At 70.8% G+C, this 24303-nt stretch carries 17 protein-coding genes; 5 read left to right on the plus strand and 12 right to left on the minus strand.

Annotated elements, in window-relative coordinates; translation table 11 throughout:
- Window positions 1–6: 6 nt before the first annotated feature.
- From AB0J42_RS20555 to AB0J42_RS20565, 3 genes are read right to left on the minus strand one after another with little or no spacing between them, the layout of a single operon-like run.
- Window positions 7–1110 carry a 2-oxo acid dehydrogenase subunit E2 gene (locus AB0J42_RS20555; RefSeq protein ID WP_364296616.1) on the minus strand — a complete coding sequence of 368 codons (1104 nt, stop codon included), beginning with the start codon at window positions 1108–1110 and terminating at the stop codon, window positions 7–9.
- Window positions 1107–2117: a transketolase C-terminal domain-containing protein gene (locus AB0J42_RS20560; RefSeq protein ID WP_364296618.1), complete on the minus strand. Its 1011-nt coding sequence runs from the start codon at window positions 2115–2117 to the stop codon at window positions 1107–1109. The genes AB0J42_RS20555 and AB0J42_RS20560 overlap by 4 nt, the downstream gene beginning before the upstream one ends.
- Window positions 2118–2122: 5 nt before the next feature.
- Window positions 2123–3040, minus strand: coding sequence for a thiamine pyrophosphate-dependent dehydrogenase E1 component subunit alpha (locus AB0J42_RS20565; protein ID WP_364296620.1), 918 nt, complete (start codon window positions 3038–3040; stop codon window positions 2123–2125).
- A 278-nt stretch (window positions 3041–3318) separates the two neighbouring features.
- On the opposite strand from AB0J42_RS20565, the gene AB0J42_RS20570 reads away from it, so the two are divergent.
- The 3 genes from AB0J42_RS20570 to AB0J42_RS20580 all read left to right on the plus strand — a co-directional run bounded on the left by AB0J42_RS20570 (window position 3319) and on the right by AB0J42_RS20580 (window position 6446).
- Complete coding sequence (locus AB0J42_RS20570; RefSeq protein ID WP_364296622.1) at window positions 3319–4761, plus strand: condensation domain-containing protein; 1443 nt, start codon at window positions 3319–3321, stop codon at window positions 4759–4761.
- 43 nt (window positions 4762–4804) lie between these two features.
- On the plus strand, window positions 4805–5050 hold the full coding sequence (locus AB0J42_RS20575; protein ID WP_364296624.1) for a hypothetical protein: 246 nt from the start codon (window positions 4805–4807) through the stop codon (window positions 5048–5050).
- 139 nt (window positions 5051–5189) lie between these two features.
- On the plus strand, window positions 5190–6446 hold the full coding sequence (locus AB0J42_RS20580) for an MFS transporter (RefSeq protein ID WP_364296626.1): 1257 nt from the start codon (window positions 5190–5192) through the stop codon (window positions 6444–6446).
- A gap of 5 nt (window positions 6447–6451) precedes the next feature.
- Here the strand turns inward: AB0J42_RS20580 and AB0J42_RS20585 are convergent, their stop codons facing one another.
- The 9 genes from AB0J42_RS20585 to AB0J42_RS20625 all read right to left on the minus strand — a co-directional run bounded on the left by AB0J42_RS20585 (window position 6452) and on the right by AB0J42_RS20625 (window position 17556).
- Window positions 6452–6973 carry a GNAT family N-acetyltransferase gene (locus tag AB0J42_RS20585; protein WP_364296628.1) on the minus strand — a complete coding sequence of 174 codons (522 nt, stop codon included), beginning with the start codon at window positions 6971–6973 and terminating at the stop codon, window positions 6452–6454.
- A gap of 580 nt (window positions 6974–7553) precedes the next feature.
- Window positions 7554–8081, minus strand: coding sequence for a phosphate-starvation-inducible PsiE family protein (locus AB0J42_RS20590; RefSeq protein WP_364296630.1), 528 nt, complete (start codon window positions 8079–8081; stop codon window positions 7554–7556).
- A gap of 82 nt (window positions 8082–8163) precedes the next feature.
- Window positions 8164–9813 (minus strand): hypothetical protein, encoded by a 1650-nt coding sequence (locus AB0J42_RS20595; RefSeq protein WP_364296632.1) that lies wholly within the window; start codon window positions 9811–9813, stop codon window positions 8164–8166.
- A gap of 22 nt (window positions 9814–9835) precedes the next feature.
- A complete protein-coding gene (locus AB0J42_RS20600; RefSeq protein ID WP_364296634.1) occupies window positions 9836–11533 on the minus strand; it encodes a CBM35 domain-containing protein in 1698 nt (565 codons plus the stop codon).
- A 5-nt stretch (window positions 11534–11538) separates the two neighbouring features.
- Window positions 11539–13446 (minus strand): beta-L-arabinofuranosidase domain-containing protein, encoded by a 1908-nt coding sequence (locus AB0J42_RS20605; RefSeq protein ID WP_364296636.1) that lies wholly within the window; start codon window positions 13444–13446, stop codon window positions 11539–11541.
- A gap of 18 nt (window positions 13447–13464) precedes the next feature.
- Window positions 13465–14271, minus strand: coding sequence for a carbohydrate ABC transporter permease (locus AB0J42_RS20610; RefSeq protein ID WP_364296638.1), 807 nt, complete (start codon window positions 14269–14271; stop codon window positions 13465–13467).
- Entirely contained in the window at window positions 14268–15170 is a 903-nt protein-coding gene (locus AB0J42_RS20615; protein WP_364296640.1) for a sugar ABC transporter permease, read from the minus strand. The genes AB0J42_RS20610 and AB0J42_RS20615 overlap by 4 nt, the downstream gene beginning before the upstream one ends.
- A gap of 38 nt (window positions 15171–15208) precedes the next feature.
- A complete protein-coding gene (locus tag AB0J42_RS20620; RefSeq protein ID WP_364296642.1) occupies window positions 15209–16465 on the minus strand; it encodes an extracellular solute-binding protein in 1257 nt (418 codons plus the stop codon).
- Between the two features lie 68 nt (window positions 16466–16533).
- Complete coding sequence (locus AB0J42_RS20625) at window positions 16534–17556, minus strand: LacI family DNA-binding transcriptional regulator (protein WP_364296644.1); 1023 nt, start codon at window positions 17554–17556, stop codon at window positions 16534–16536.
- Between the two features lie 347 nt (window positions 17557–17903).
- Between AB0J42_RS20625 and AB0J42_RS20630 the strand changes: the two genes are divergently transcribed.
- Together AB0J42_RS20630 and AB0J42_RS20635 are read left to right on the plus strand one after the other, a co-directional pair.
- Window positions 17904–21503 carry a LamG-like jellyroll fold domain-containing protein gene (locus AB0J42_RS20630; protein ID WP_364296646.1) on the plus strand — a complete coding sequence of 1200 codons (3600 nt, stop codon included), beginning with the start codon at window positions 17904–17906 and terminating at the stop codon, window positions 21501–21503.
- A 261-nt stretch (window positions 21504–21764) separates the two neighbouring features.
- Complete coding sequence (locus tag AB0J42_RS20635) at window positions 21765–24146, plus strand: GDSL-type esterase/lipase family protein (protein ID WP_364296648.1); 2382 nt, start codon at window positions 21765–21767, stop codon at window positions 24144–24146.
- Window positions 24147–24303: the final 157 nt, after the last annotated feature.

Genomic DNA, 24303 nt, shown 5'->3' on the forward strand with positions numbered 1-24303 from the left:
CCTTCGCTACGGGGTGAGGGCCCTGCGCGCGGCGTTCAGGAACGCCGCCGCCTCACGGCCGTTGACGACCCGGTGGTCGAACGCCAGCCCGAGGGTGACCGTGGTGCGCTTGACCACGTTCCCGTCCGGGCCGAGGACGAACTCCGGCTGCGGCGCGCAGAGCGACAGCGCGCACGTCTGCCCGGGGAACACGATCGGCACGGCGAGGAGCACGGCCGCGTCGGTGTGCAGGGTGACGACGATGTTCCCGCCCGCCAGGTCATCCTCGCGGAACGTCCCCTGTGAGGCTTTCGTCCGGTACGCGGTGAGCCGGCGCGCGATCTCCTCGACCGGCAGGCGGCCGGCGTCACGCAGGACCGGGACGTACAGGCCGTGGCCGACGTCCACGGTGACCCCGACGTTCGGCTCCGGCGAGGGGCGTACGGTCACCTCGCCGCCGTCCGTCACCACCGGCTCGGCGAAGCACATCGGGAACGAGTCGTGCAGCGACGCGACCGCCGAGACCAGTAGCTCGGGCAGCCCGATCAGCGTCCGGGTCTCCTTGCTGAGGGCCCGCGCCCGCGCGATGGCCGGCCCGGCGTCCACCTTCACCGCGGTGAAGGCGGCCGGGATCGTCTGGTGGGACCGCGTGACCGCGGCGGCCACGGCCCGCTGGACCGCCGGCAACCGCTGCGCCCCGGCACCGTCGTCCGTGACGGTTTCCAGCAGGGTTTCCACGTCGGAACGCCTGATCACCTTCTTGCCCAGCGCGCGGATCCGCGCCGGGTCGACGCCATGCTCGTCGATCAGCGCCTGGGCCGGCGCGGTGACGACCGGCGCGCCGGCGTCCTGACCGGCGGCGGGCGCCGGGCGGACCTCGGCGACGGGCGGCGGCGCCGCATCACCGGAGATGTGGGCGATCACGTCCCCCAGCCGGCAGGTCGCGCCCACCTCCACCGTCCGCCGCAGCACGCCGTCGGCCTCGGCCATCAGTTCCTCGGCCGCCTTGGAGGTCTCCAGGACGACCACCGGATCGCCCTTCACCACCGCGGCACCGTCCTCGGCCAGCCACTCGACCAGCACGTACTCGGTGTCGTTGTTGTTGAGCTTGGGCACGCGCAGTTCGGTCAAGACAGCAGCTCCTGTACGGCGCGGACGATCGCGGTGTCCTGCACCAGCACGTCACGTTCGAGATGGGCGGCCGACGGGATCACGCTGGCCGCCGAGTGGACGAGGGAGACGGGCCGCCGCAGGCGCCCCCAGAGCCGGCTGTGCACCTGCTGCGCCACCTCGGCTCCCCAGGTGCCGCCGGCGGTGCTCTCCTCGGCGACGACCACGGCGCCGGCCCGCTCCAGCAGCGGCGCCAGCGGGGCCACGTCGAAGGGGTAGAGGCGGCGCGGCACGAGCAGCAGACAGGTGATCTCCTGTTCCAGCAGCAGCGTGCGCATGGCGGCCAGGGCCCGGTGCGTCATCCCGCCCGGCGCGATGATCACACAGTCCGCCTGCTCGGGGTCGTCCAGGTACACCCTGGTCACCTGACCGGTCTCCGGCGTCGCCGGCAGCGTGTCGTACCGGAACAGGTCGCCGGCGACCCCGCCGGCGAAGACCTGCCGGGTGTAGAGGATCTTGTCCTCGAACAGCAGGCACGGCTCGCCGCGGGCGAGCATCTCGCCGAACAGCTCGTGGTGGTCGTCGAACGGGGAGACCTCGTACACCGCCAGGCCGGGCACGCCGATGAAGTGCTTCTGCAGGCTCTGGCTGTGGGTGGGGCCGTACCCGCGACCGCCTCCCGACGGGCAGCGCACGACGAGCGGCAGCCGCACCGGCCGGCCGTACATGGAGACGGACTTGGCGGCGAAGTTCACGATCTGGTCGAAGGCCAGGGTCACGAAGTCGGAGAACATGATCTCGACGATCGCCTTGCCGCCCGCGAGGGCCAGGCCGCCGGCCACGCCGACGATGCCGTTCTCACTGATCGGGGTGGCCAGCACCTGGCCGGGGAAACGGCTGGACAGGCCTTTCGTGATCTTGAACGCTCCGCCGTACGGATCGAGCACGTCCTCGCCGAGCACCCGCACGGACGCGTCGCCGTCGAGCACCTGGTGCAGAGCTTGGTTGAGGCTTTCCGCGACCCGCATCGTCCTCATCCCAGCCGTCCCGACAGCGGCCGCGCCAGCACCTCGCCGGCCACGGCCTCGACGAGCCCGCGCGCCTCGGCGTCCATACGGGCGAAGCGGTCGGACACGGGGGCGCCCTCGCGCGGGTACCAGTCGTGCTCGTGGGCGTGCCGGAGCTCCTCGGCGGAGCGGGTGTCGTCGCCCTTGCTGTGCGGCCCGAGCCGGTGCGTGGCGAACTCCACCACGAGCGGGCCCGCGCCCTCCCGGGTCCGCTCGACCAGCGGGCGCAGTCCGTCCCTGATCTCGTCGACGTGCCGCGAGGTGAAGTGCGCGAACCGGCAGCCGAACGCCCGCGCCCGGTCGCCGATCGTGCCCGCCAGCTGCGCCGAGGTCGGCGTGGTCTGCGCGATCCCGTTGTTCTCGGTCACCACGACCAGCGGGAGCCGCCATAACGCGGCCATGTTGAGCGCCTCGTACACCGCGCCCTCCCCCCACGTCCCGTCACCGATGTAGGCCAGCGCCAGCGCGCCCGGCTCGGCGTCCCGCAGCCGCAGGGCCACGCCGGTGGCGACCGGCAGGCTCTCGCCCTGGATCCCGGTGGACAGGTAGCGGCCGGACAGGATGTGCTGGCTGCCGCCGACCCCTCCGCAGACCGCGCCCTCCCGTCCCAGGATCTCCGCCAGCAGTCCGTACGGGTCGCGGAACCTGGCCAGGTAGTGGCCGTGACCGCGGTGGTTGCTGAAGACGTAGTCTCGCTCGTCCAGCAGCGGAGCCAGGGCGACCGGCACGTACTCCTGCCCCAGGCAGGTGTGGGTGGTGCCCTGGACGAGTCCTTGGCCGAACAGATCGAGCAGTTTGCGTTCGAAGTGCCTGATCAGCAGGAGCAGTCCGAGGTCGTCGTCGGACAGACTCTCTGTGATCCCTTCCAGCAGTCTTTGTGGCACGAGCGGCATTCCTTGGACTGTCGGGGGGAAGAATTGGGAGCGCTCCCAGCAGGAGCTTAGCGATCGCCCCGGCGGTCGGCAATGGGCGGCAACGGTGCGGCCGGATCGAGTCCCGGGCGTACGGTGAAGAGGATCTTGACCTTGGGCGAAGGTTGACCCTAGCCTCATGGGAGCGTTCCCACGGCGCCGGCGGGAGCATGCCGCCGATCAACGAGGGGGGCTCATGAGCAGCCCCGGGATGAGGGTCGTTCCGTCGGCCGTCTGAGAGGTGAGGGCCGTTGAGCACCCGGAATTCCGGCGCGGACGAGCGCGAGGCACTGCGGCGGCGCCTGGCCGCGCTGCCCCCCGAACGCCGTGCGGCGCTGCGCCAGGCGCTGCTCGCCCGCGGCGAGCGGCAGACCTGGCCGCTGTCCACCGGGCAGGAGCGGCTCTGGTTCCTGCAGCGCTTCAACCCAGAGGACAGCGCCTACCACATCACCTGGCCGGTACGGCTGCGCGGCCCCATCGACGAGGCCGGCCTGGCCGCGGCGTTCACCGCGATAGCCGCCCGCCACGAGACACTGCGCACCCGCTTCGTCCTGAACGGCGACCTGCCCGCCCAGACCGTGGACGATCCCCGCGAGGTGCGCCTGGACCACCTGGAGCCGGGGCGTGCGGAGGAGAGCGGCTCCGACGCCGTCGGGGCGGCGATCGTGGACTACGCCGGTCGGCCGTTCGACCTCGGGGCGGCTCCCGCGTGGCGGGCAGGGCTGCTGCGCCTGGCCCCCGACGAGGCCGTGCTCTGCATCGTCATGCACCACATCGTGGCCGATCACTGGTCGCTCGACGTGCTCATGCGCGAACTCGGCGAATGCTACGCCGCCCACCGGGAAGGCCGCCCGCCCCGGCTGGACGAGCTGCCCCTGCAATACCGCGACTTCGCCGCGGCGGAGCGGCGCCGGGCCGAGGAGGGCCGGGACCACCTGGACTACTGGACCGAGCGGCTCGCCGGCTCGCCGCCGCTCGACCTGCCGCTCGACCGTCCCCGCCCCGCCCGCTGGACGGGCCGCGGCGCGAAGACGGACGTGGCCGTGCCGCCCCTGGAGGTCGACCGGCTGGAAGGCGTCGCCCGCGCCCACCGGGCCACCCTGTTCATGGCCCTGCTCGCGGCCTGGCAGGTCACGCTGGGCACAGCTGCCGGTCAGGACGACTTCTGCGTGGGCGTGCCCGTGGCCGGGCGGGACCGGCCCGAGCTGGCGCCGCTGATCGGCTACTTCTCCACCACGCTCGTCGCACGGGCCGGCCTGTCGGGCGACCCGACCTTCAGTGAGCTGCTGCGGCGCACCCGGGTCAGCACCCTCAAGGCCCTCGCCCACGCCGGCACCTCGCTGGACCGCATCCTGGGCGCCCTCCACCTGCCCCGCGACCTGAGCCGTCCGCCGCTGTGCCAGGCGATGTTCAACCTCACCCACCACCTGCCCAGCGCCGACCTGCTCCGCACCGAACTGGGCGACCTGACCGTGGAGGTGGTCCCGCAGCCCGACCTGGGCCGGGCGCGGGTGGAGGTGTCCCTCGACCTGTACCGGGGGCCCGAGGGGGTCGGCGGCTGGCTGGAGTACTCGACCGACCTGTTCGAGCCGGCCACCGCACACCGCCTGGCGGACGCGTTCACCCGCGTGGTCACGCGCGCCGGCAGCGACCCGGACCTGCGGCTGTCCGAACTGGGCGCCTTCGACCGATGATCCAGCGGCCGTTCCGGCACGACGGCGGCCCGCCAAGCAGGAGGTGGCCGACCTCCTCGACGCCCTCGGCTTCGACACGGTGGACCTCGGCATACTCGCGGAGAGCTGGCGCAGCGAACCCAACACCCCCCTGTTCGCCCAGGTGTACAGGGGACAGCCGCCGCCAGGCCTGGCCGGACACGAACTGGTGGCCTGGGTTCAGGCGTCGCCCGGCATTCCCGCGCCCGCCTCCCGGGTCAAGGAACTGGCCGCCGCCACGGCACGCGGACCCGCCGGACTCCGCATCTGACAGACGGCGGCCCATCCCTCCCGGCCGCGTTGCTCTGGTACGTATATGAACCAATCGGCTCATCTGTCCCTGCGCGTGCTGAACAGAGAAGGCATGCATGGGACGGCGGCACCTACGTCGCAGCGTTGGGAGAACCCCTATGACCACCGGCGTTCCCGCCCGTTCGACGGTCCCGGCCACCGGCGGGCCCGGCGGGCGTGCTGCGCTCAAGCTCGTCGCCGTCCTGCTGGTGGCCAGTTGCCTGCGTCCGGCCCTGACCTCCGTCGGGCCGGTCCTCGACCTGATCGGCGCTGACGCCGGGCTGGGCAACACCGCGCTGGGCGTGCTGGGCGCGCTGCCTCTGTTGGCCTTCGCGCTTCTGTCGCCTCTCGTCCACCTGCTCAGCCGCCGCTTCGGCGACGCCGACCCGGTGATCTTGTGGGCGATGGCGGCGCTGGCGGCCGGTACCGCCCTGCGTTCGCTGCCGGGCCTCGCATGGCTGTGGGCCGGAACCGTCGTGGTCGGCGGGGCGATCGCCGTCGGCAACGTGCTCGTCCCCGCGGTGGTGAAGCGTGACCATCCCGGCGACCTCTCGCGCGTCACCGGCATCTACACGGCTGTCATGACAGGTTTCGCGGCGCTGGCGTCAGGCGTCGCCGTGCCGATCGCCGCCGCGACCGGAGGCGGCTGGCGCTGGTCGCTGGCGGTCTGGGCCGGTCTTGCGCTGGTGGCGGCGGCGGTCTGGGCGATGCGCATGCGCGACTCGTACACCCCCGCGGCCCTCAGCGCTGAGCCCGCGCCGGCCGCCCCGCGGGACAGGCCGATGTGGAAGTCGGCCACCGCATGGCAGGTGACGCTGTTCATGGGACTGCAGTCCACGACGTTCTACCTGCTGGCCAACTGGCTGCCCGCGATCGAGGCCGAACACGGGGTGGACGCGGGCACGGCCGGCTGGCACCTCTTCCTTTACCACGCCGTCGGCATCGTCTCGGGGCTGGCGGTGATCGCCGTCATGGGCCGGAAGGCGGACCAGCGGGCGGCCAGCGTGCTGGTCAGCGTCCCGATGGCGGCCGCGATGGCGGGCATGCTGTGGGTGCCGGGCTGGGCGGTGGTGTGGGCTCTCCTGGCGGGGATCAGCGCGGGGAGCGCCATCGTCGTCGCGCTTGCCCTCATCGGGCTGCGCACCAGGACGCATCTGCACACGACCCGCCTGTCGGGCATGGCCCTGTCGGTGGGGTACGTGCTCGCCGCCATCGGCCCGGTCGCCGCGGGCTGGCTCGCCGACTACAGCGGCACCTGGACGCCTGTCCTCGTGCTCGTCGCCGTACTCGCGCTCGCGCAGGTATACGTGGCGCTCCTGGCGGGCCGTGACCGCTACACCCATCCAGATGGTTCGAGTTCCGGCCTGCCTGCTTGAGGGTGTCAGCCCGCGCTCAGGTCGCGGACGTAGCACTTGAACTGGGTGCCGTCCGGATCCTGGATCTGTGTGACGTAGCGGAAACCGGACCGCTGCGCGACGGCGACGGACGCGGCGTTCTCCGGCTCCACCCTGATCACCGCCTGTGTCGCCCCTTGGGCGGCTGCGAATCCGCAGGCCAGGTGGACCGCGCGGGTGGCGAGGCCGCGTCCCCGCCACTGCGGGTAGAGCCCGTACGCGAGGCTCACCTGGTCTTCCGCCAAGTCCTCTATCCCGAATCGCACGTCCATGGTGCCTACCAGGTCCGCCTGGACGGCGACGTGGATCCCGAAGGCGCGCAGCGGGCCGTTGGTGCTCCACTGCTGCATGCACTTTCGTATGTACGCCTCGGTTCCGGCCCGAGTGCTGGGCCCTCCGTTGAGCCATCGCACCAGCTGGTCGTCCTCACCGGCCAGGTGCGCGTCCAGGTCGTCCAGGCACAGCGGGGAGAGGGTGACAACGCCGTCGGAGAGCCGAGATTCGCCCATCTGCCAACATGTAGTTGTCGAGAACCCCCACAAGCAACCCGATATCGCTCGGCTGCATAGGGAAGATTTGAACGCCGGAATGAGAGAAGCGTTTCCCCTCGTGGACCAGTGGAGTCTGCTGGCAGCGCGTGGTTTCGCTACGCGCTTTTCGGGGCTGTGGGTGAAGAACGACGACCCCGAGGAGGTTGCCCGGCTTTTAAGGGCGGATCCGGAATCTCGGCTGGACGCACGTCCTCGGCATCAGTGGGAGCTATTTCGAAGAACATGTGCTCAGCAGGGGAGGGCGCAGCGTCTTCCGGGTGGAGTACGATCGCCACGTCGATGGGATCCACGACCTGGATCATTTCCACGACGGCGCGTTCGTCGAGGCGATGGGCCCCGTGGATGACGGTGAGACGGGCCGGGATCAGTGCTCGGCCAATACCTGGCGGGGCTGGATTTCCCTGGAGACATGCGATCTCTGTCCGCCTTTCTCACCCTGGTCGGCCGGATAACCGGGCGTTTCATCGACTCGGGGTGGCTCACCGAGATCCGGGCGCTCTATCGAATCCCGGATGACGCCTGGAGGTAGGAGGATCGGTCAGGTCTCGTCCGGGAGCGCTGTGCCGGGCGGGGTGGGCCGGCGTCGCGACCACCGCGTCAGTGCCAGGGCGGCAACCAGGATGAAGGCGCTGCCGGCGTAGATGGCGAGCTCCGTGAGCTGCTGGCGGCTCTCTGCCGGGTTGACCGGGATGGTCAGCCGGACGACCACCGACAGGATGTGCCGGATGATCGCGATGATGCCGACGATGATGAACGGTTCCAGCTGCAGGCGGCCGCCCTCCAGGTGGGTCTGCACCGTCACGAAGATCTCCAGCACGATCAGCACCAGGAGCAGCTCTTCCAGGATGATGATGATTTTCTCGGCGCCGGATACGCCTCCTTGGACGATCGTGAGGGTCATGAGGGCGAGGATGCCGACGCCCAGGGCCAGCAGCGCGAACGACACCAGGTAGAGGATTCCGTGCTCGGCCGCGGCCAGCATGGCGAGCAGCCTGCTGTTCCCCGGCCTGCGGGGGATCCCGGCCGGAGCCGGAGGTCCGAGTGATTTGTCCGTTGGGTTGTCCATGGTCCGTACCTGGCATCGTGCGACCGTCGTACGGGTGACCACTACCCTCGAACGGGCACGCGTGAATCTCCCTGCCCGTCCATCAACTGTCCAGCTCAGGCGGCGACGTCCGTCTCTTGTGGGCGGCGGCCAGGTGGAGGTAGGCGGCGGCCGTCCAGGTGTAGGCGCGGTCGCGCAGGCCCTGGCCGGTGCGGGCGTCGAAGTTCTCGGCGAACCCCGCCTTCTCGCACAGCGCGCGGAAGCGGCTGCTGATCTCGTCGGCCAGCTGCGGGTAACCGGCGCGGCGCAGGCCGTCCTCGATCAGTACGGTCGAGGGCGCCCAGATGGGGCCGCGCCAGTAGCCGTCGTCCTGGTAGTGCGGTGAGTCCGGCAGCTCGGTGGCGAGGCCGAACGGGGTCAGGTGCCGCTCGATCCGGGCGGCCAGCGCCGCGCGGACGGGGCGCGGCAGCTCTTCGCCCAGCACGATCGGCATGAGGTCGAGCAGGCTGGAGCTGGACCAGGTACGTCCCGACAGCACGCCGCGGGCGACGAACCGGTCACCGTCCCACAGTTCGGCGAGCAGGGCGTCGCGCATCCGGCCGGCCTGCGCGTTCCACGGACCGGAGGGGGCCAGGCGGGCCAGTGCGCGCAGCTGGAGGATGAGGAAGGCGGCCAGGTCTGCACTCTGCACGACGCGTTCGGGGTCGAAGGTGGTGGCGTTGTCCCAGCCGCTGTCGTTGCCGTGCTGGTAGTGCGGCAGTTCGTGGCCGGGGGCGCGGCGGGCGGTGAGCCAGAAGGTGGTCCAGCGTTCCAGCAGCGGGTAGACGTCCGGCGCCGGGGGGAGATGCCGCAGGGCCCAGCCGTGGATGGGTGGTTTGACGAAGTTGTAGAGGATTTCGGAGTGGGTGATGGAGTCGGGGAGCGCGCCGGCGGCGTCCTGGTGGTCGAAGGGGAGGCGGTACTGGTCCCAGGCCAGGCCGGGCAGACCGCCGGCGAGGGCGATGGCGTTGAAGCAGTGGTCCCAGCTCCACACCTTGTCCATCCAGTGTTTCGACATCAGCACGGCCGGGCGGGTGACGAACCCGGCGGGGCGCACGGTGGCCGACCAGAGCACGTAGGCGGCCAGTTCGGCGGCGGGCGTGTCGTCGCCGCGCCACGGCGCGACCGCCTCCGCGAACGTGCCGAACTCCGCCCGCGCCGCCTCGGCCACCTGGTCGAAGGGGGTTCCGGCGGTGTAGGGGGCGCGTGCCGTCTCGTACTCCTCGATGGCGATCTCCCACGCGCCCCTCAGGCGGATGCCGCGCTCGGCGGCGCCGAGCGCCTGCGCGCCCAGGTGCTCGGCCCGCCCGGCGAGCAGGGTGATCCGGTAGCGGCGGCCGGTCTGGTAGAGGGTGAGGACGTACGAGCCGTCCACGGGGTCTTGATAGAAGTACGGTCCGCTGAACGGCGTCAGCACCGGGTCGGCGGCCAGCAGGCGCAGCCCGAGGCCGCGGCCGCGCACCCGCACCGTGTCGACGTTCTCGTAGGCGAGGTCGATCAGGCGCTCACCGTCGTGCCAGGTGAGCCGGTGCGGGGTTGCGGTGATCGCGGCCGTGGTCTCGGGGATCAGCTTCATGACCGGGTGCATGCCGGTCTGGTGCGAGACCAGATGCACCTCCTCCGCGTAGGTTCCCTCCGCCACCACGGGCGAGAAGCAGAACCACGATCCGTGGTAGCTGAACGGGATCTCCCAGGGGGAGAACACGGTGGTCATGGCGCGGAGGGTCCCTTCGTGGTCAGGTGAGCTGGATGTAGTCCAGTTCGGCGTAGCCGGTGCCGCCCGCGAAGTAGGGCGAGCCCTTGGCCAGGCGGATCACGTTGTATCCGGCGCGCAGGTCGACGGTGGTGCTGATGGTGGCGCCGAACTGGCCCCAGCCGGCGGTCGGCGGGTAGCTGACCGTGCGCCAGGCGCCTCCGTTGTAGGCCAGGCCCTGGGTGGCGGTGGCGCCGGTGCCGTTGGCGTAGCCGATGGTCATGGTGTAGGTGCGGGCCTCGGGCACGTTGACGATGAAGTCGACGTAGCTGTCGGTGCGCGGGGTGCCGGAGTTGTCGATGCGGCCGACGTATCCGCCCGCCGACGCGCTGGAGGAGGTCAGCCGCAGGGCGCGGAAGACGGACGCGTTCTCGGCTTCGTAGCGCTGCTGGTAGGCGGGCACGCCGGAGGCCGGTTCGACGACGAGCTGGTAGGCGCTGGTGGCGGACATGTTCGGTACGGAGACGCTGAGCCGGCCGCCCGAGACGGTGCGGGTGGAGGTGGAGACGGTGGTGGGGGCGGTCACGGCGGTGAAGCGGCCCCGGGAGGGGGTGGACAGGAGGGTGACGCGGACGCTGGAGCCGAGCGCCTGCAGCCCGGTCAGCTCGATGGTGTTGGTGCCCGCCTCGTCGCCGAAGACCACGTTGACGATCCTGCGGGTGGGGTCGTACGCGGCGAACCCGTCGAGGCCCGTCTGGCCGCCGGGCGTCGTGGTGACCATGTTGCCCGCCATGTCGCCGTACCACTTGTACAGCCACCAGGTGCCGGTCGGCTGGTTGTTGTTCACGACCAGGCCGTTCATGGTGCCGTACTCGTACCAGAAGGCGCGGTGGGCGGACTCGACGCCGGCCCGCTCCAGCTTGGCGACGTAGCTGGCCACCCGGCCGGGCACGTCCACCTCGGCGGGGGCGGCGTACTCGTTGATGGAGATGCGGCGCGGGCTGATGCCGAGCGAGGCCTCCAGGTTGCGGTAGTCGGCGACGTCGGAGGCGATCCTGTCGGGGTTGATCAGCTCGTGCCAGCAGATGATGTCGGGCAGCGTGCCGGTGTCGCGGGCGCGGATCAGGAACGCCCGCATCCAGGAGCGGCTGTAGACGGCGGTGCTGGGGCCGACGATCGGCGTCTGCTGGTCGAGTGCGCGGACGGCCCGGTACGTACGGACCCAGCCTTCGTTGAAGTCGCCCGCGGCGGCGGTGTCCCAGGTGTAGTCGGGCTCGTTCCAGAGCTCCCAGCCGAGGACGTTGGTGACGGTGGTGGCGTTCAGGCGGGCCCGCACCATGGTGTCGACCTTGGCCAGCCAGTCGTTCCAGCTCACCCAGCGGTAGGGGAAATTAGGGTAGATGTCCGGCATGCGGATGTACTGACCGGCGCCGACGCGGTCGGCCTGCGGGGCGATCAGCAGGGAGTCGCCGCCGGGCGGCTGGCCGTTGGGACGCTGGCCGACGCCGGGCGCGGGCTGCGTCAGCGAGTTGACCTTGATCGGCAGCAGGGTGGAGTCGGCCGGGCGGGAGTTCTCCGCCAGCCCGTACAGGCCGCCGGTCGCGGCGTGGGTGACCGGGCGGAACGGGCGGGAGACGTCGACGGTCAGCGTCGCCCCGGCCGCGGCGGCCGGGGGAGCGGGGGTCACCACGGTGGCGGCCGCGGTGACCAGGGCTAACGCGAGCACTCGGATGCGGGACATGGACATCACTCTCCTTCTGGTGGGGGTTGAGCAGAGGAAAGGGGCAGGAAGACACGCATGCTCGACGGGCCCCGCCGCGCCCACCGGTGGTAGGGCGCCAGCGGCACGTCGAACCACTCGCCGCGGGCGGCGCGGACCGGGTCCGGGGGATAGGGCCAGGCCCCGCCGTCCAGGCCGAGCACCCGGCCGCGGACCACGGCTCCACCGGGAACGGCCCGGGGCACGGCACCGGGATCGACCACCAGGGTGTCGAGCTCGCCATCGGGCAGGTCGAGGGACTCCAGGCACAGCACCTCGGGCCCGCGTTCCACCGCGACGCACCCCCGTACGGCGTCGATGCGCGGGTCGGGCCAGCTGAAGCGGGGCGCCATGGGCAGGTCGAGGACGATCTCGTCGCCGGCGCGGAAGGCGCGCCGCACGCTCACCACACCCGGCCCGGCCGGGAGGGTCCGGCCGCCCTCGGTCAGCGTGGCCCCCGCGGCCCAGGCGGGGACGCGCAGGGTGAGCGTCCAGGGCGCGTCCGCGTCGGCCGCGATCCTGACCCGGACGGTCCCGCTCTCGGGATAGGCGGTCTCGACGTCCACGGACGCCGCCCGCCCGCCCGGCAGCTCGGCGCGGATCTCGCAGGGCGCGTACTGGTGGATCTGCAGGCCGTCGTCGTCGCTGGTGGCCAGGTAACCGTGCAGGCTGGCCAGGGTGCGGGCGACGTTCGTCGGGCAGCAGGAGACGTCGAACCAGGCGGCCCGCGCGCCCGCCTCGGCCCGCGGGCTCACCTCGTCCGGGTCGGCGGGCCGCCCGGCGGCCCGCTCGTGCAGGGGGTTGGCGTAGAAGAAGGCCCGGCCGTCGTCGCTCGGCGAGGCGGCGATGACGTTGTAGAGCGTGCGCTCGATGAGGTCGGTGTAGCGCACGTCGCCGGTGGCCAGGTGCAGCCGCCAGGAGACCATGATCGAGGCCACTCCCGCGCAGGTCTCGCAGTAGGCCCGGTCGGGAGGCAGCTCCCAGTCCTCGCCGAAGCCCTCGTCCTGGTGGCGCGAGCCCATGCCGCCGGTGATGTAGGTGCGGCGGGCGACCGAGCGTTCCCACTGGCGTGCCACGGCGCGCAGCAGGTCGTCGTCGCCGCGCTCGACCGCGACGTCGACCGCCGCGGCGGCGAGGTAGAGCGCCCGCACGGCGTGGCCGCGCCACACGTCCGCCTCTCTGATCGGTACGTCGTCCTGGAAGTACGCCCGCCCCAGCGGGATGTCCCGCAGCCTTCCGTGGCCGCGGCGGTCGAGGAACAGGCGGGCCTGCTCGACGTAGCGGTCCTCGCCCAGGGCGCGGCCGAACTCGGCCAGGCCGACCTCGATCTCCGGATGGCCGCAGATGCCGTCGAGCCCGTCGGGGCCGAAGGCGCGGCACACGTGGTCGGCGGCACGGCGGGCGACGCGTACCAGGTCGTCCTCGCCGTGCGTGCGCAGCCGGGCCACGGCCGCCTGGAGCAGATGCCCGGTGTTGTAGAGCTCGTGGCCCATCTCCAGGTCGCTGTAGCGCGGCGGCTGGTCACCGTGGCCGAAGCAGGTGTTGAGGTAGCCGTCCGGGTCCTGGGCGCGGGCGACGCGGGCGGTGAGCCGCTTGATCGCCGCCTCCGCCTCCGGGTCGCCGGTCCTGGCGCTCTCCCAGGCCAGGGCCTCCAGCAGCTTGTAGACCTCCGAGTCGGAGAACGACCAGCCGGGACGGCCGGGCCCGGTGGTCCCGTCGGCGACCCGGTCGAAGTTGGCCAGCCAGCCGAGGCGCTCCATCCACGACTCGCAGTGGGCCAGCGTCGCCGTGGCGTTCACGGCCTGCCGGTGGCCCCAGAACCCGCCGGTGAGCCTGACCTGCGCGAGCCCGAGGGGGCGTGCCCGGCCGTGTGACGGCAGCACGGGGCTGGTCATATGGTGAAACCCTTTCTTTCAGTCCTTGACGGCGCCCGCGGTGACCCCGGCGGCGATGTAGCGCTGCGCGAGGATCAGCAGGAACGCCGCGGGGACGGACGCGATCACGGCGGTCGCCATGATCGAGTTCCATTGCGTGGTGTTGTTGCCGATGTAGCGGAAGATGCCGAGCGTGATCGGGATGACGTCGCTGTTGCGGTTGAGCGTGGAGGCGAAGATGAAGTCCGACCACGCCCACAGGAACGTGAACAGCGACACCGTGATCACCGAGTTGCGTGACAGCGGCAGGATGATCGAGCGGAACGTCCGCCACGTGCTCGCCCCGTCGATCTGCGCCGCCGCCAGCAGCTCGCCGGGGATCCCGGCCATGAACGCCCGGAACAGCAGCACCCCGAACGGCACGGCGAGCGTCGAGTCGGCCACGATGAGCCCCGGGACGGTGTTGAGCAGGCCGAGCCTGATGTAGATCGCGTAGAAGCCCATGGCCATGACGACCGCCGGGATCATCTGCGCGACCAGCAGCAGGAAGTCGATCGCCCGGCCGCCGCGCGGGCGGAGCTTGGCCAGCGCGTAGCCGGCCGGCAGCGACACCGCCAGCGTGAGCACGACGGTGCCGAGCCCGATGAACAGGCTGGTGGCCAGGGCCGGCAGCTGCTGGGTGAACGCGGCGGCGTACCCCTCGAACGTGGGGTCCCACGGGAACCAGTGCGGCGGGTCGGCCCGCATGTCGCTCGTCTTCGTGAGCGAGACGTTGATCATCCAGTAGACCGGGAAGAGCATCACCATCACCAGGACGACGCCCACGGCCGTCTTCCACGCTCTCATGGCGTCTCCCTCTGCAGCCGCACGTACAGCAGCCCGGCGGCGAAGGCGATGAGGATGAGCAGGTTGCCGACCGCCGCCGCGGGGGAGAAGTCGGGCTGCCCGGTGCCGAACGCCTCGCGGTAGGACCAGATGGCCAGCGTCGTCGAGGCGTCCGCGGGCCCGCCCCTCGTCATGATCCAGATGATGTCGACGACCTTGAGCGTGTAGATCAGCCCGAGCAGCAGCGTGATCGCCGAGACCGGGCGCAGCAGCGGGAACGTGATGCTCCAGAACCGCTGCCAGCCGTTCGCGCCGTCCAGCCCCGCGGCTTCGTACAGGGTGGCCGGGATGTTCTGCAGTCCCGCGTACAGAATGACCAGGTTGAACGGGATGCCGAGCCAGATGTTGGCGATCGTGACCGCCAGCAGCGAGGTGTCCGGCGAGGTCAGCCAGTTGATCTGGCCGATCCCGAACGCCTGCAGGGCCGCGTTGACGATCCCGTGCTCGCTGTTCAGCATCCACGACCAGGTCGAGGCGGACACGATCAGCGGCAGCAGCCACGGCACCAGGAACATCGCCCGCAGCACCGCCGACAGCCGGAAACTCCGGTGGAAGAAGACCGCCAGGGCCAGCCCGAGCGCGTACTGCGCGGCGATGGAGCCCAGCGTGAACAGCGCCGTGTTGCCCAGCGCGCTCAGGAACGCGTCGTCGGCCAGGATCTTGACGTAGTTCTCCAGGCCGGTGAACTCGGGGTCGCCCTGGATGAAGGCGCGGGGCGTGTAGTCGTGCAGGCTGAGCTCGATGTTGCGGTACAGGGGATAGGCGTAGAACAGCAGCAGGTAGACCAGCAGCGGGGCGAGGAACGCCAGCGCCGGCCACCTGAACGGCCGCCGCGCCGCCCGGTGCGCCGGGCGGGTCACCGCCCCGATGCTGCGAGATGAGGCCATCGGCGTTCCGATCAGCCGCCGACGGCCTGCTTGGCCCGGGCCTGGGCCTCCTTGAGGGCGTCGGCGGGGCTCGCCGCGCCGCTCAGCGCCTTCTGCACGCCGGTCCACAGCGCCTCGGAGATCTTCGGGTAGTCGGTGCCGAGGTTGTCACTCGTACGGCCCTTGGCGCTGCGCACGGCGTCCACCCACGGCTTGAGCGTGGCGTCCTGCGCGAGGATGGCCTCCTGGCCCGCGGCCGTCGAGGGGATGTAGTACGCGAAGGTCGTCCCGGTCTCCACCAGGCCCTCGGGCGTCGTCATGCATTCGAGGATCTTCTTGGTGACGTCGTAGCGGCCGGTGTCCTTCTGCACCGGGACGGTGATGAACTCGCCGCCGGTGGGGGTGGGGGCGACGCCGCCGTCCTTGCCGGGGATCTGCACGATGCCGGTCGGGAAGTCCGCCTTCGCGGCGCTGTCGATCTGCCAGGTGCCGTTCTCGGCGAAGGCGAACTCGCCGGTCAGGAACTCCTCCCAGGTGGTGTTCTGCGAGTTGCTGATGACCGAGTTGGGCGCGGTGCCGTCCTTGACCCAGGAGGTCCACAGCTCCAGCGCCTCGACGGCCTGGGGCGAGTCGAGCTGGGTGAGCTGGGCGCCGGCGCCCCAGAACCAGGGCAGGAACTGGAAGGAGCCCTCCTCGGTGCCGATGGCCGCGAAGGTGATCGGCTTCTTGCCCGCCTCCTTGACCTTCTTCAGCGCCGCGTCCAGCGAGGCCCAGTCGGTGATCGAGGCCGGGTCGACGCCCGCCTCGTCCAGGATCTTCTTGTTGTAGTAGAGGGCGAGGGTGTTCGCGCCGATGGGGATGCCGTACGTCTTGCCGTCCAGTTCGCCGGCGGCGATGAGGTTCTCGTCGAACCGGTTCACCTCAAGGCCGAAGTCGGACATCGCGGTCAGCATGCCGGCGTCCGCCAGCGTCGAGACGGCCGGGTTGTCCAGCAGGATGACGTCGGGGGCGTTGCCTTCCTGGCCCGCCAGGAGCGCCTGGTTGGTGAGGGCGGTCGTGTCGTAGGCGGTGCGCTGGATGGTGACGCCCGCCTCCTCGCCGCAGGCGCCGACCCGCTCAGCCCAGGCGGAGCCCGCGTCGTGCTGCGGGTACGGGTCCCACCAGGTGTACGCGCCGCTCGCGGTGGCGGAGGAGGTGCCGCTCTGCGGCGGAGTGGAGGCGCAGGCGGCCAGGGCCAGGACGGCGGTTCCGAAGACCGCCGCCCTCGTGGACACCGACGGACGGTTCATCGATTACTCCAAGTGTTAACGCTCCCATTGCGAGCGTGTCGTACGTGTGGGGGGTCGGGGGCCTGGTGCTAGCGGGAATGCGGGGGCGCGGTGCTGCCCCGATCGGTCAGTTCGGGCGAGATGAAGCGCACCACGAACGGCTCTTTCCTGGCCGCCGTGGACTCCACGCGGCGCACGAGCTGGCGCACGGCCATGGAGCCGAGGCGGTCGGGCGCGCTCTCGATGTGGGAGTAGGGCAGGGAGAAGGTGGCGGCGAAGTCGGCGGAGTAGCGGCCGATGACCGACAGGTCTTCGGGCACCCGCAGCCCCCGCTCATGGGCGACGGAAGGCAGCGCCGCCGCGACCGCCTCGTTGTTGATCAGCAGGCCCGTCGCCGCCGGGTAGGCGTCGAGCAGGTCGTTGAGCAGGCGTCCCACGGCCGGTTGCCGGGACTCCCCGTAGACGGCGTGCAGGGTGAGCCCGAGCTGGCGGGCGCGTTCGAGCGCGGCGTCGCGCAGCCGCCACACGTACGCGCCGCCCCGCTCGACCACGTGCTCCGGCTGGGAGATCAGGATCAGCTCGCGGTGGCCGAGCCGGTGCAGGTGATCGACCATCACCCGCCCGGCCTCCTCGAAGTCCAAGTCGAACACGTCCAGGCCGGCGCAGTCGCCGGGCAGGCCCACCAGCGCGCCGGGCTGCGGCGCGGCGCGCAGGATGGGCAGGCGCGCGTCGTCCTGGGCGATGTTCATGAGCACCACGCCGTCCACCATCCGCGAGTCGGTGATACGGCGCAGCGCCCGGACCCCGTCGGCCTCGGTGACCAGCAGCGTGTCATAGCCCAGGTCACGGGCGGTGTTGGTGACGCCCAGGATGTACTGCAGCATCGCGGGCGCGAACTCGTCCTCGTGGAACTGGGCGAGCAGACCGAGGACCTTGGTCTGGGCGGTGGCGAGCGCGCGGGCGCCGGCGTTCGGCGTGTACGCGAGCGCCTCGGCGGCCGCCAGCACGCGCCGGCGCACCTCCTCCGAGATGGGCCGCTTGCCCGACAGCGCGTACGACGCCGTGCTGCGGCTCACCCCGGCCTCCCGGGCCACGTCTCCGATCGTCGCCACTCACACCTCCTGATTCATCGAACCGGTTCGACGGTCGCGTTGCAGTGCTCCCTCGCATCGCTGCTCCGACGTCGCCTTCTTCCTGGAAGTGGGCAGGTCTGCGCCGCACCGGCGCATCCTGCGTTCCCCGGTACGGGCGAACCGGTTCAACGATGTGGCACGACTGTCGCGCTCGATGAGAGTGACGTCAAGACCCGCCGCAACCGGCGATACCTAATCGTGACATCGCGGAAAAGTGCCCCATTGACGGCTGGAAAGCAGCCAAGTAACCTGCGCGAAACCCCTCGGTCGCGTTGCCGATCTGCTCCCCACAGCCTTGTTAGCGCTCACATTCAGGGGACATCGCCATGGCATTACCGATCAGGGCCTGGTGCGCAGCACTCCTTCCCGCGGCCCTCACCCTCTCGCTGACCACCGGGATCGCGGCCGCCGCCGCCGCTCCGGCCCCCGTGCTCGTGTACGAGTTCGACACCGACGACCTCACCACCGCCTCCATCACCGACTCCTCCGGCAACGGCCTGCACGGCGAACTGGTCAACCCGGCCACCGCGGCGCTGGTGGACGGCGCGGCGGGCGGGCACGCGCTGAGCCTGCCCGGCGGCGCCCCCACCTCCGACGGCGCCTACGTCAGGATCCCGCTGGCCGCGATCAAGGACAGGACCGACCTGACCGTGTCCGCCCGGGTCAAATGGGACGGCACCACGTCCCCCTGGCAGTGGATCTACGCGCTCGGCAAGGACAACACCCGATACCTGTTCAGCACCCCGTACAACGGCGACGGCCTGTTGCGCACGGCGGTCACCACCGCGGGCGGCGGCGCGGAGGCGCAGGTCACCGGCTACGCCCCGCTGCCCGCGAACGCCTGGAAGACACTGACCGTCACCCTCGACACGGCGGCCGGGAGGATCACGACCTACCTCGACGGGGCCGCCGTGGCCTCCGCCCCCACGACGATCACCGCGGCGCAGCTGATCGACGCCTCGACGACGTCCGCCGGGTTCATCGGGCGCTCGTTCTACCCCGACCCGCTGTTCGGCGGCGCGATCGACGACTTCCGCATCTACGCCGCGGCGCTCACGCCCGAGCAGGTGGCCGAGCTGGCGGTCGGCGCCCCGCCGGCGCCCACCGCCCTCGCCCAGGACGCCTTCGGCGTGCGGACGGTCATCGGCACCGCACCCGACCTCCCGCCCGCCGTCCGCGCCGCCTTCTCCGACGGGTACGACCGCGACCTGCCCGTCACCTGGCCGGCCGTGGACCCGGAGAAATACGCCGCCGCCGGGACCTTCACCGTCACGGGCACGGCGGGCGGGCACCCCGTCACCGCCGAGGTCACGGTGATCCGGGAGGGCCAGCTCGTCATCGACCTGGCAAAGAACACCGGCGCCTTCCACGGCGGCGCGTCCGGCACGCTCTACGGCCTGTACGGGCCCGGGGTGCCGACGAACAACCTCATCGAGGGCATGCGGCTGCGCACGGTTTCGACCAAGGCCCAGGACGGCCCGCAGCATCCGGGGGCGGACGCCCTGGAGGTGGTCAAGCCGCTGGCCGACAGCACCGACGGCGACGTGTACATCTACATGACCGACATCCACCGCGGCTTCCCGTACCAGTGGCCGGGCAGCACACCGGAGGAGAAGCTGGACCTGTTCAAACAGAAGATCGCCAAGCAGGTGGACCAGGTCCTGACGCTCGACCCGAAATATCAAGACAACATCGTGTTCGTCCCGTTCAACGAGCCCGAAGGCAACATGTTCGGCACGGGGGAGTGGAGCTACAACGGCGTCAGCTGGCTCAGCGACCCGCGGCACTACTTCCAGGCCTGGGACGAGATCAACGCGCTCATCAAGGGCAGGATGCCCGGCGCCCGCATCGCCGGACCCAACACCAGCGTGCTGTACTCCCAGGTCAAGGGCTTCCTTGAGCACACGGTCGAGGCGGGCACGGTCCCCGAGGTGATGACCTGGCACGAGCTCAGCCACCCCGCCCAGGTGCGCGCCGGCGCGCAGCGCTACCGCGAGATGGAGGCCGAGGTCTTCGCCGGCACCCCGTACGAGGGCAAGAAACTCCCGATCAACATCAACGAGTACGCCTTCAACTACCACACCTCGGTGCCCGGCCAGATGATCCAGTGGGTGTCGGCCATCGAGGAGTCCAAGGTCGACGCCGACATCGCGTACTGGAACATCGACGGCAACCTGTCCGACTCCGCCGTGCAGGCCAACCGGGCCAACGGCCAGTGGTGGCTGCTGCACGCCTACGGCCAGATGAGCGGCCACACCGTCCAGGTCACGCCCCCGTACCCCGGAAAGAACTACAGCCTCCAGGGACTCGCGACGCTCGACCCCGCCAAGAGACAGGCCCGCACGATCTTCGGCGGCGCGAGCGGCGCCGCCCACATCCGCTTCGAGAACGTCCCCGCCAAGCTCTTCGGCCGCAAGGCGCACGCCTGGATCAGGGAGATCCCGTGGACCGGGCAGCTCGGCGACTCGCCGCAGCCCGCGCTCGTCGCCGAACGCGACATCACGGTCAAGAACGGAACCGTGGTCGTCGACCTGCCGGCGCTGGAGGAGTCGTCCGCGTACGAGATCATCCTGTCCCCCTCGGGGACCGGCACCACGACCGCCCCGCCGCCGCACCTGTGGCAACGGTCGTACGAGGCGGAGGACGCGCAGTACACCGGCGGCGGCTACAGCCGCAACGGACCCGAAGGCTCCCCGTCGGACGTGTCGAAGTTCTACACCTCCGGCCGCTACAACGTCGGCGGCCTGCGCACCGGCTCGGACGGCGTGCTCGACTTCACCGTCGAGGTGCCGCAGACCGGCCGCTACGACCTGAGCGTCTTCGCCAACTCGCTCAACACCTACGACCTGGTGCGCGAACAGGGCCCGACCAACGTCTTCGTCCGCGTGGACGGCGGCGCCGAGCAGGAACTCCACCTGCCCCTCGGCTACAAGTGGGTGGTGTGGGACCACGCCGGCACCACCGTGGAACTGACGGCCGGCACCCACGTCATCTCCCTGGCCGCCCGCAGCCTCGACGGCTCCAAGACCACCAAGGGCGACGCCATCATCGACCGCATCCGCCTGACGCTGCCCAACCCCGCGGCGGCCACCACCCGGTACGAGGGCGAACTGGCCGAACTGCACGGGGCGCGGGCGGTCTACGACGTCAAGGGCGCCGGAATCTCCGGCTCGGGCGCGGCGGCGGTCTCCCGGGGCCAGTCGGTGACGTTCTGGGTCTACTCGGCTGCGGACGACGCCGCCGTCCTGGACCTCAAGCTGTCGGGACCCGGCAAGGCGCGGATGGCCGTCAACGGCCTGGAAGTCCTGGACGACGCCCGGCGCGGCCACTCCACCGCGACCGTGTCGCTGTCCGGCGGCGTCAACAAGGTCACGGTCACCGGCCGCGCGGCCACGGTGCTCGTCGACCGTCTGGACGTGCGCCCCGGCACGCTGCCGGCCACCGTCTACGAAGCGGAGTCGGCCCAGCTCGCGGGCACGGCGGCCGCGAAACCGCTCTCCCTCGCCAGTGGCCAGTCCGCCGTCACCGGCATCGGCGGCGCACCGGGCAACGCCAACACCCTGACCTTCACCGTACGCGCCGACGCTTCCGGCACGTACGCGATGCGGGTGCGCTACTCCAACCCCGAGCAGTCACCCGCCACCCACTACAACCCCGACCCGCTGGCCCGGCACGCCGACATCGCCGTCAACGGCGGGGCGCCGCAGCGCGTGCTGTTCCCCCACACGTTCCACGAGAACAACTTCTGGGAGCTCACGGTGCCGGTGAGGTTGAAGAAGGGGGCCAACACGATCCGGTTCTCCAGCGAGGAAATGCCGAACTTCGACGGGACGACGTACGCGTCGAAGACGTTCCCGGGAGTGCTCCTGCGCTCCCAGTACGCACCGGTGATCGACAAGATCACGGTGGCGCGTTACAGCCGCTGACCCGCCGGACCCGCCCGTGCCTGCGGCCAGGCACGGGCGGCGACCCTGCGCCTGCACCGTCGCGGTCGAGAACCCCTTGCGCAGCCCGTCGATCGAGGGAACGTGTCACGCAGCGTTCACCCCCCCGCTATCCGCCTCTTGATCACCATCACTTGACCGGCGGTACTTTCCTGGGGAGCTGCAGCCCGATTACGTAGCGTTCCCTCACATAGGTGGAAGATGTTGCAAGCGCGCGGTTTATCGGCATTCTCCCGTCGTTTCGTGGTCCCCCTGCTGTCCATCCTGATGGTGGTGTGCCTCGCCCCCGCCATGCCGGCGCGAGCGGCCGACCAGGCCATCACCATCACCCTCAACGCCTCCGACCTCGGCCTGGACCCTGCCGTCATGCGGGACATCGTCCCCGAGATGCAGGCGGAGATCAGGGAACACGGCAGCCTGGGCGGCGCGCTCAAGCAGGCCGTCGCGGACAGCCCGACCCCGCTGCCCGACCGGTTCGACCCCTCGGTGTGGCCCGACTTCGCCGGTTCGGTGGAGCTGACTCCCAGCGGCAGCGGGCTGGTCCTCACCATCCCGGCCGGGGAGATCACCAGCGCCGGTTTCTGGCAGGACGTCGCCGCCTTCGCCGTCGGCTACGTCGTCGGATACGGGCTCAGGATGCTGTGCATCGGCTCCATGATGGCCAGCGGCGTGGGAGCCGCGCTCATCCCGCTGATCTGCACCCCTCTCCAGGGCGCCATGACCGGCGTCATGTCGGCGCTGGTCTCGCACGTGTTCGCGGGCACCCTGGGCACCGTCGAGGCGACCAGGGACATCATCATCGCCGGCCTGCTCGGGCTGGCCGGCGGCTTCGTCTGGGAGAAGTACCTCGCCCCGTGGGCGAAGGCGCAACTCGCCACGTCCCTCGCGAAGGCCGGCGGCTGGATCAGGAACCAGGCGCCCTGGCTGGAACGCTGGTTCGGCCGCACCGTCGCCGAGAACGTGACGCAGCTCGGCCTGCGGTTCGAGAGTCAGGAACTGAGGGAGCTCCTGGAAGCGGAACTGGCGGCCTGGGCGGGGACGGCATCGAACCTCCAGCGAAATCTGCGGATCATGCCGCTGGGCGACTCGATCACCCACGGTGCGGGCAGCTCGAACGGCGGCGGCTACCGGCCGATGCTCAACGACCTGCTGAGGGAGGAGGGGGCCGACGTCACGTTCGTCGGCTCACAACGCTCGGGCCCGGCGCCCGACGCCCACGAGGGACGCCCCGGCTGGACGATCTCCCAGCTCGCCGGCATCACCGACGCGGCGCTGGCCACGTACCGGCCCAACGTGGTGCTGCTGCACATCGGCACCAACGACATGAACAACAACGACGACCCGGACGGCGCGCCGGCCAGGCTCGGAGCCCTCATCGACCAGATCTTCCGGGCCGCCCCCGACGTGACCCTCCTCGTCTCGACGATCGTCCCGTCCAACTCGGGGACGACCCAGGAGCGGATCCGTCGGTTCAACGAGGCGATCCGGCCGGAGATCGGGGCGCGGTGGGCCTCCGGCAAGCACGTCTACCTGGTCAACATGGCGTCGGTGACGCTCACCGACCTGGCCGACCTCCTGCACCCCAACGACTCCGGCTACCTGAAGATGGCGGGAGCGTTCTACCACGGCCTGGTGCAGGTGGGGCGGGCCGGCTGGATCGGCGCACCCGGCGGCGGGAACCCGGCCCCGGCCCCCGTCAGAGGCTGGTTCCCGCAGGGCACGATCGCGTCCGGGACCAACGGCGGAGACACCAGCAGAGTCCTCTACGCCGACCTCGACGGTGACGCCAGAGCCGACTACATCGAAGTCAACGATGACAGCTCCGTCCGCGCCTGGCTCAACGGCGGCCCGAAGCCCAGCGGCGGTGACTGGTACTGGTTCCCTCAGGGCACGATCGCCGGCGGTGTCGGCGCATCTGGAGCCGATATCCGTTTCGCGGACCTTGATGGTGACGGCAGAGCTGACTATGTGAAGGTCAACGATGACAGTTCCGTCCAGGCTTGGCTCAACGGCGGTCCGAAGCCCAGCGGCGGTGACTGGTACTGGTTGCCCCAGGGCACGATCGCCGGCGGTGTCGGCGCATCTGGAGCGAATATCCGTTTCGCGGACCTTGATGGTGACGGCAGAGCTGACTATGTGAAGGTCAACGATGACAGTTCCGTCCAGGCTTGGCTCAACGGCGGTCCGAAGCCCAGCGGCGGCGACTGGTACTGGCTCCCTCAAGGCACCATCGCCGGCGGCGTCGGCCAGCCCGGCCACCGAATCCGGTTCGCCCCGCTCCACGGGTCCCGGGCTGCCGACTACATCCTCATAGGCAGCACCGACCCCGATCCCAGAGAGGGCGGCGTCAATCCCGACGATCCCAGAGAGGGCGGCATCAACCCTGTCGATCCCAGAGAGGGCGGCTTGGCGCAGTACGACAGCTCTGTTCATGTCTGGCGGAACGGCGGCCCCAAGCCCGACGGCGGCGACTGGTACTGGTATCCGGGCGGCGAGGTCGCCAGCGGTGTCGGCGTCGACGGCAGCCGGATCCAGTTCGCCGACCTCAACGCCGACGGCCGGGCCGACTACCTCGACGTCGCCCCGGGAACAGGCGCGACCCGGGCCTGGATCAACTTCGGCTGACCAGCAGGACTGAACGACGCGTCCCTGCCTCGCCGTCCGGACTCCGCGGGCAATCTCCTGATGGACCTTGACGAGCGGAGGCAGCGGAGCTTGATCACTTCAGACATCTACACCTCGGTGCTTCCGGAGATGGCGCGTGCGGCCGCGGAGGCCAGCG

The sequence above is a fragment of the Nonomuraea sp. NPDC049649 genome, assembly GCF_040675175.1.
Classification (GTDB): domain Bacteria; phylum Actinomycetota; class Actinomycetes; order Streptosporangiales; family Streptosporangiaceae; genus Nonomuraea.

Bases quoted from the DNA above. Each gene is read 5' to 3' on its own strand.
- AB0J42_RS20560 (WP_364296618.1), bottom strand. From the start codon at position 2,117: ATGCGGGTCGCGGAAAGCCTCAACCAAGCTCTGCACCAGGTGCTCGAC.
- AB0J42_RS20580 (WP_364296626.1), top strand. From the start codon at position 5,190: ATGACCACCGGCGTTCCCGCCCGTTCGACGGTCCCGGCCACCGGCGGG.
- AB0J42_RS20585 (WP_364296628.1), bottom strand. From the start codon at position 6,973: ATGGGCGAATCTCGGCTCTCCGACGGCGTTGTCACCCTCTCCCCGCTG.
- AB0J42_RS20590 (WP_364296630.1), bottom strand. From the start codon at position 8,081: ATGGACAACCCAACGGACAAATCACTCGGACCTCCGGCTCCGGCCGGG.
- AB0J42_RS20595 (WP_364296632.1), bottom strand. From the start codon at position 9,813: ATGACCACCGTGTTCTCCCCCTGGGAGATCCCGTTCAGCTACCACGGA.
- AB0J42_RS20600 (WP_364296634.1), bottom strand. From the start codon at position 11,533: ATGTCCCGCATCCGAGTGCTCGCGTTAGCCCTGGTCACCGCGGCCGCC.
- AB0J42_RS20605 (WP_364296636.1), bottom strand. From the start codon at position 13,446: ATGACCAGCCCCGTGCTGCCGTCACACGGCCGGGCACGCCCCCTCGGG.
- AB0J42_RS20610 (WP_364296638.1), bottom strand. From the start codon at position 14,271: ATGAGAGCGTGGAAGACGGCCGTGGGCGTCGTCCTGGTGATGGTGATG.
- AB0J42_RS20620 (WP_364296642.1), bottom strand. From the start codon at position 16,465: ATGAACCGTCCGTCGGTGTCCACGAGGGCGGCGGTCTTCGGAACCGCC.
- AB0J42_RS20630 (WP_364296646.1), top strand. From the start codon at position 17,904: ATGGCATTACCGATCAGGGCCTGGTGCGCAGCACTCCTTCCCGCGGCC.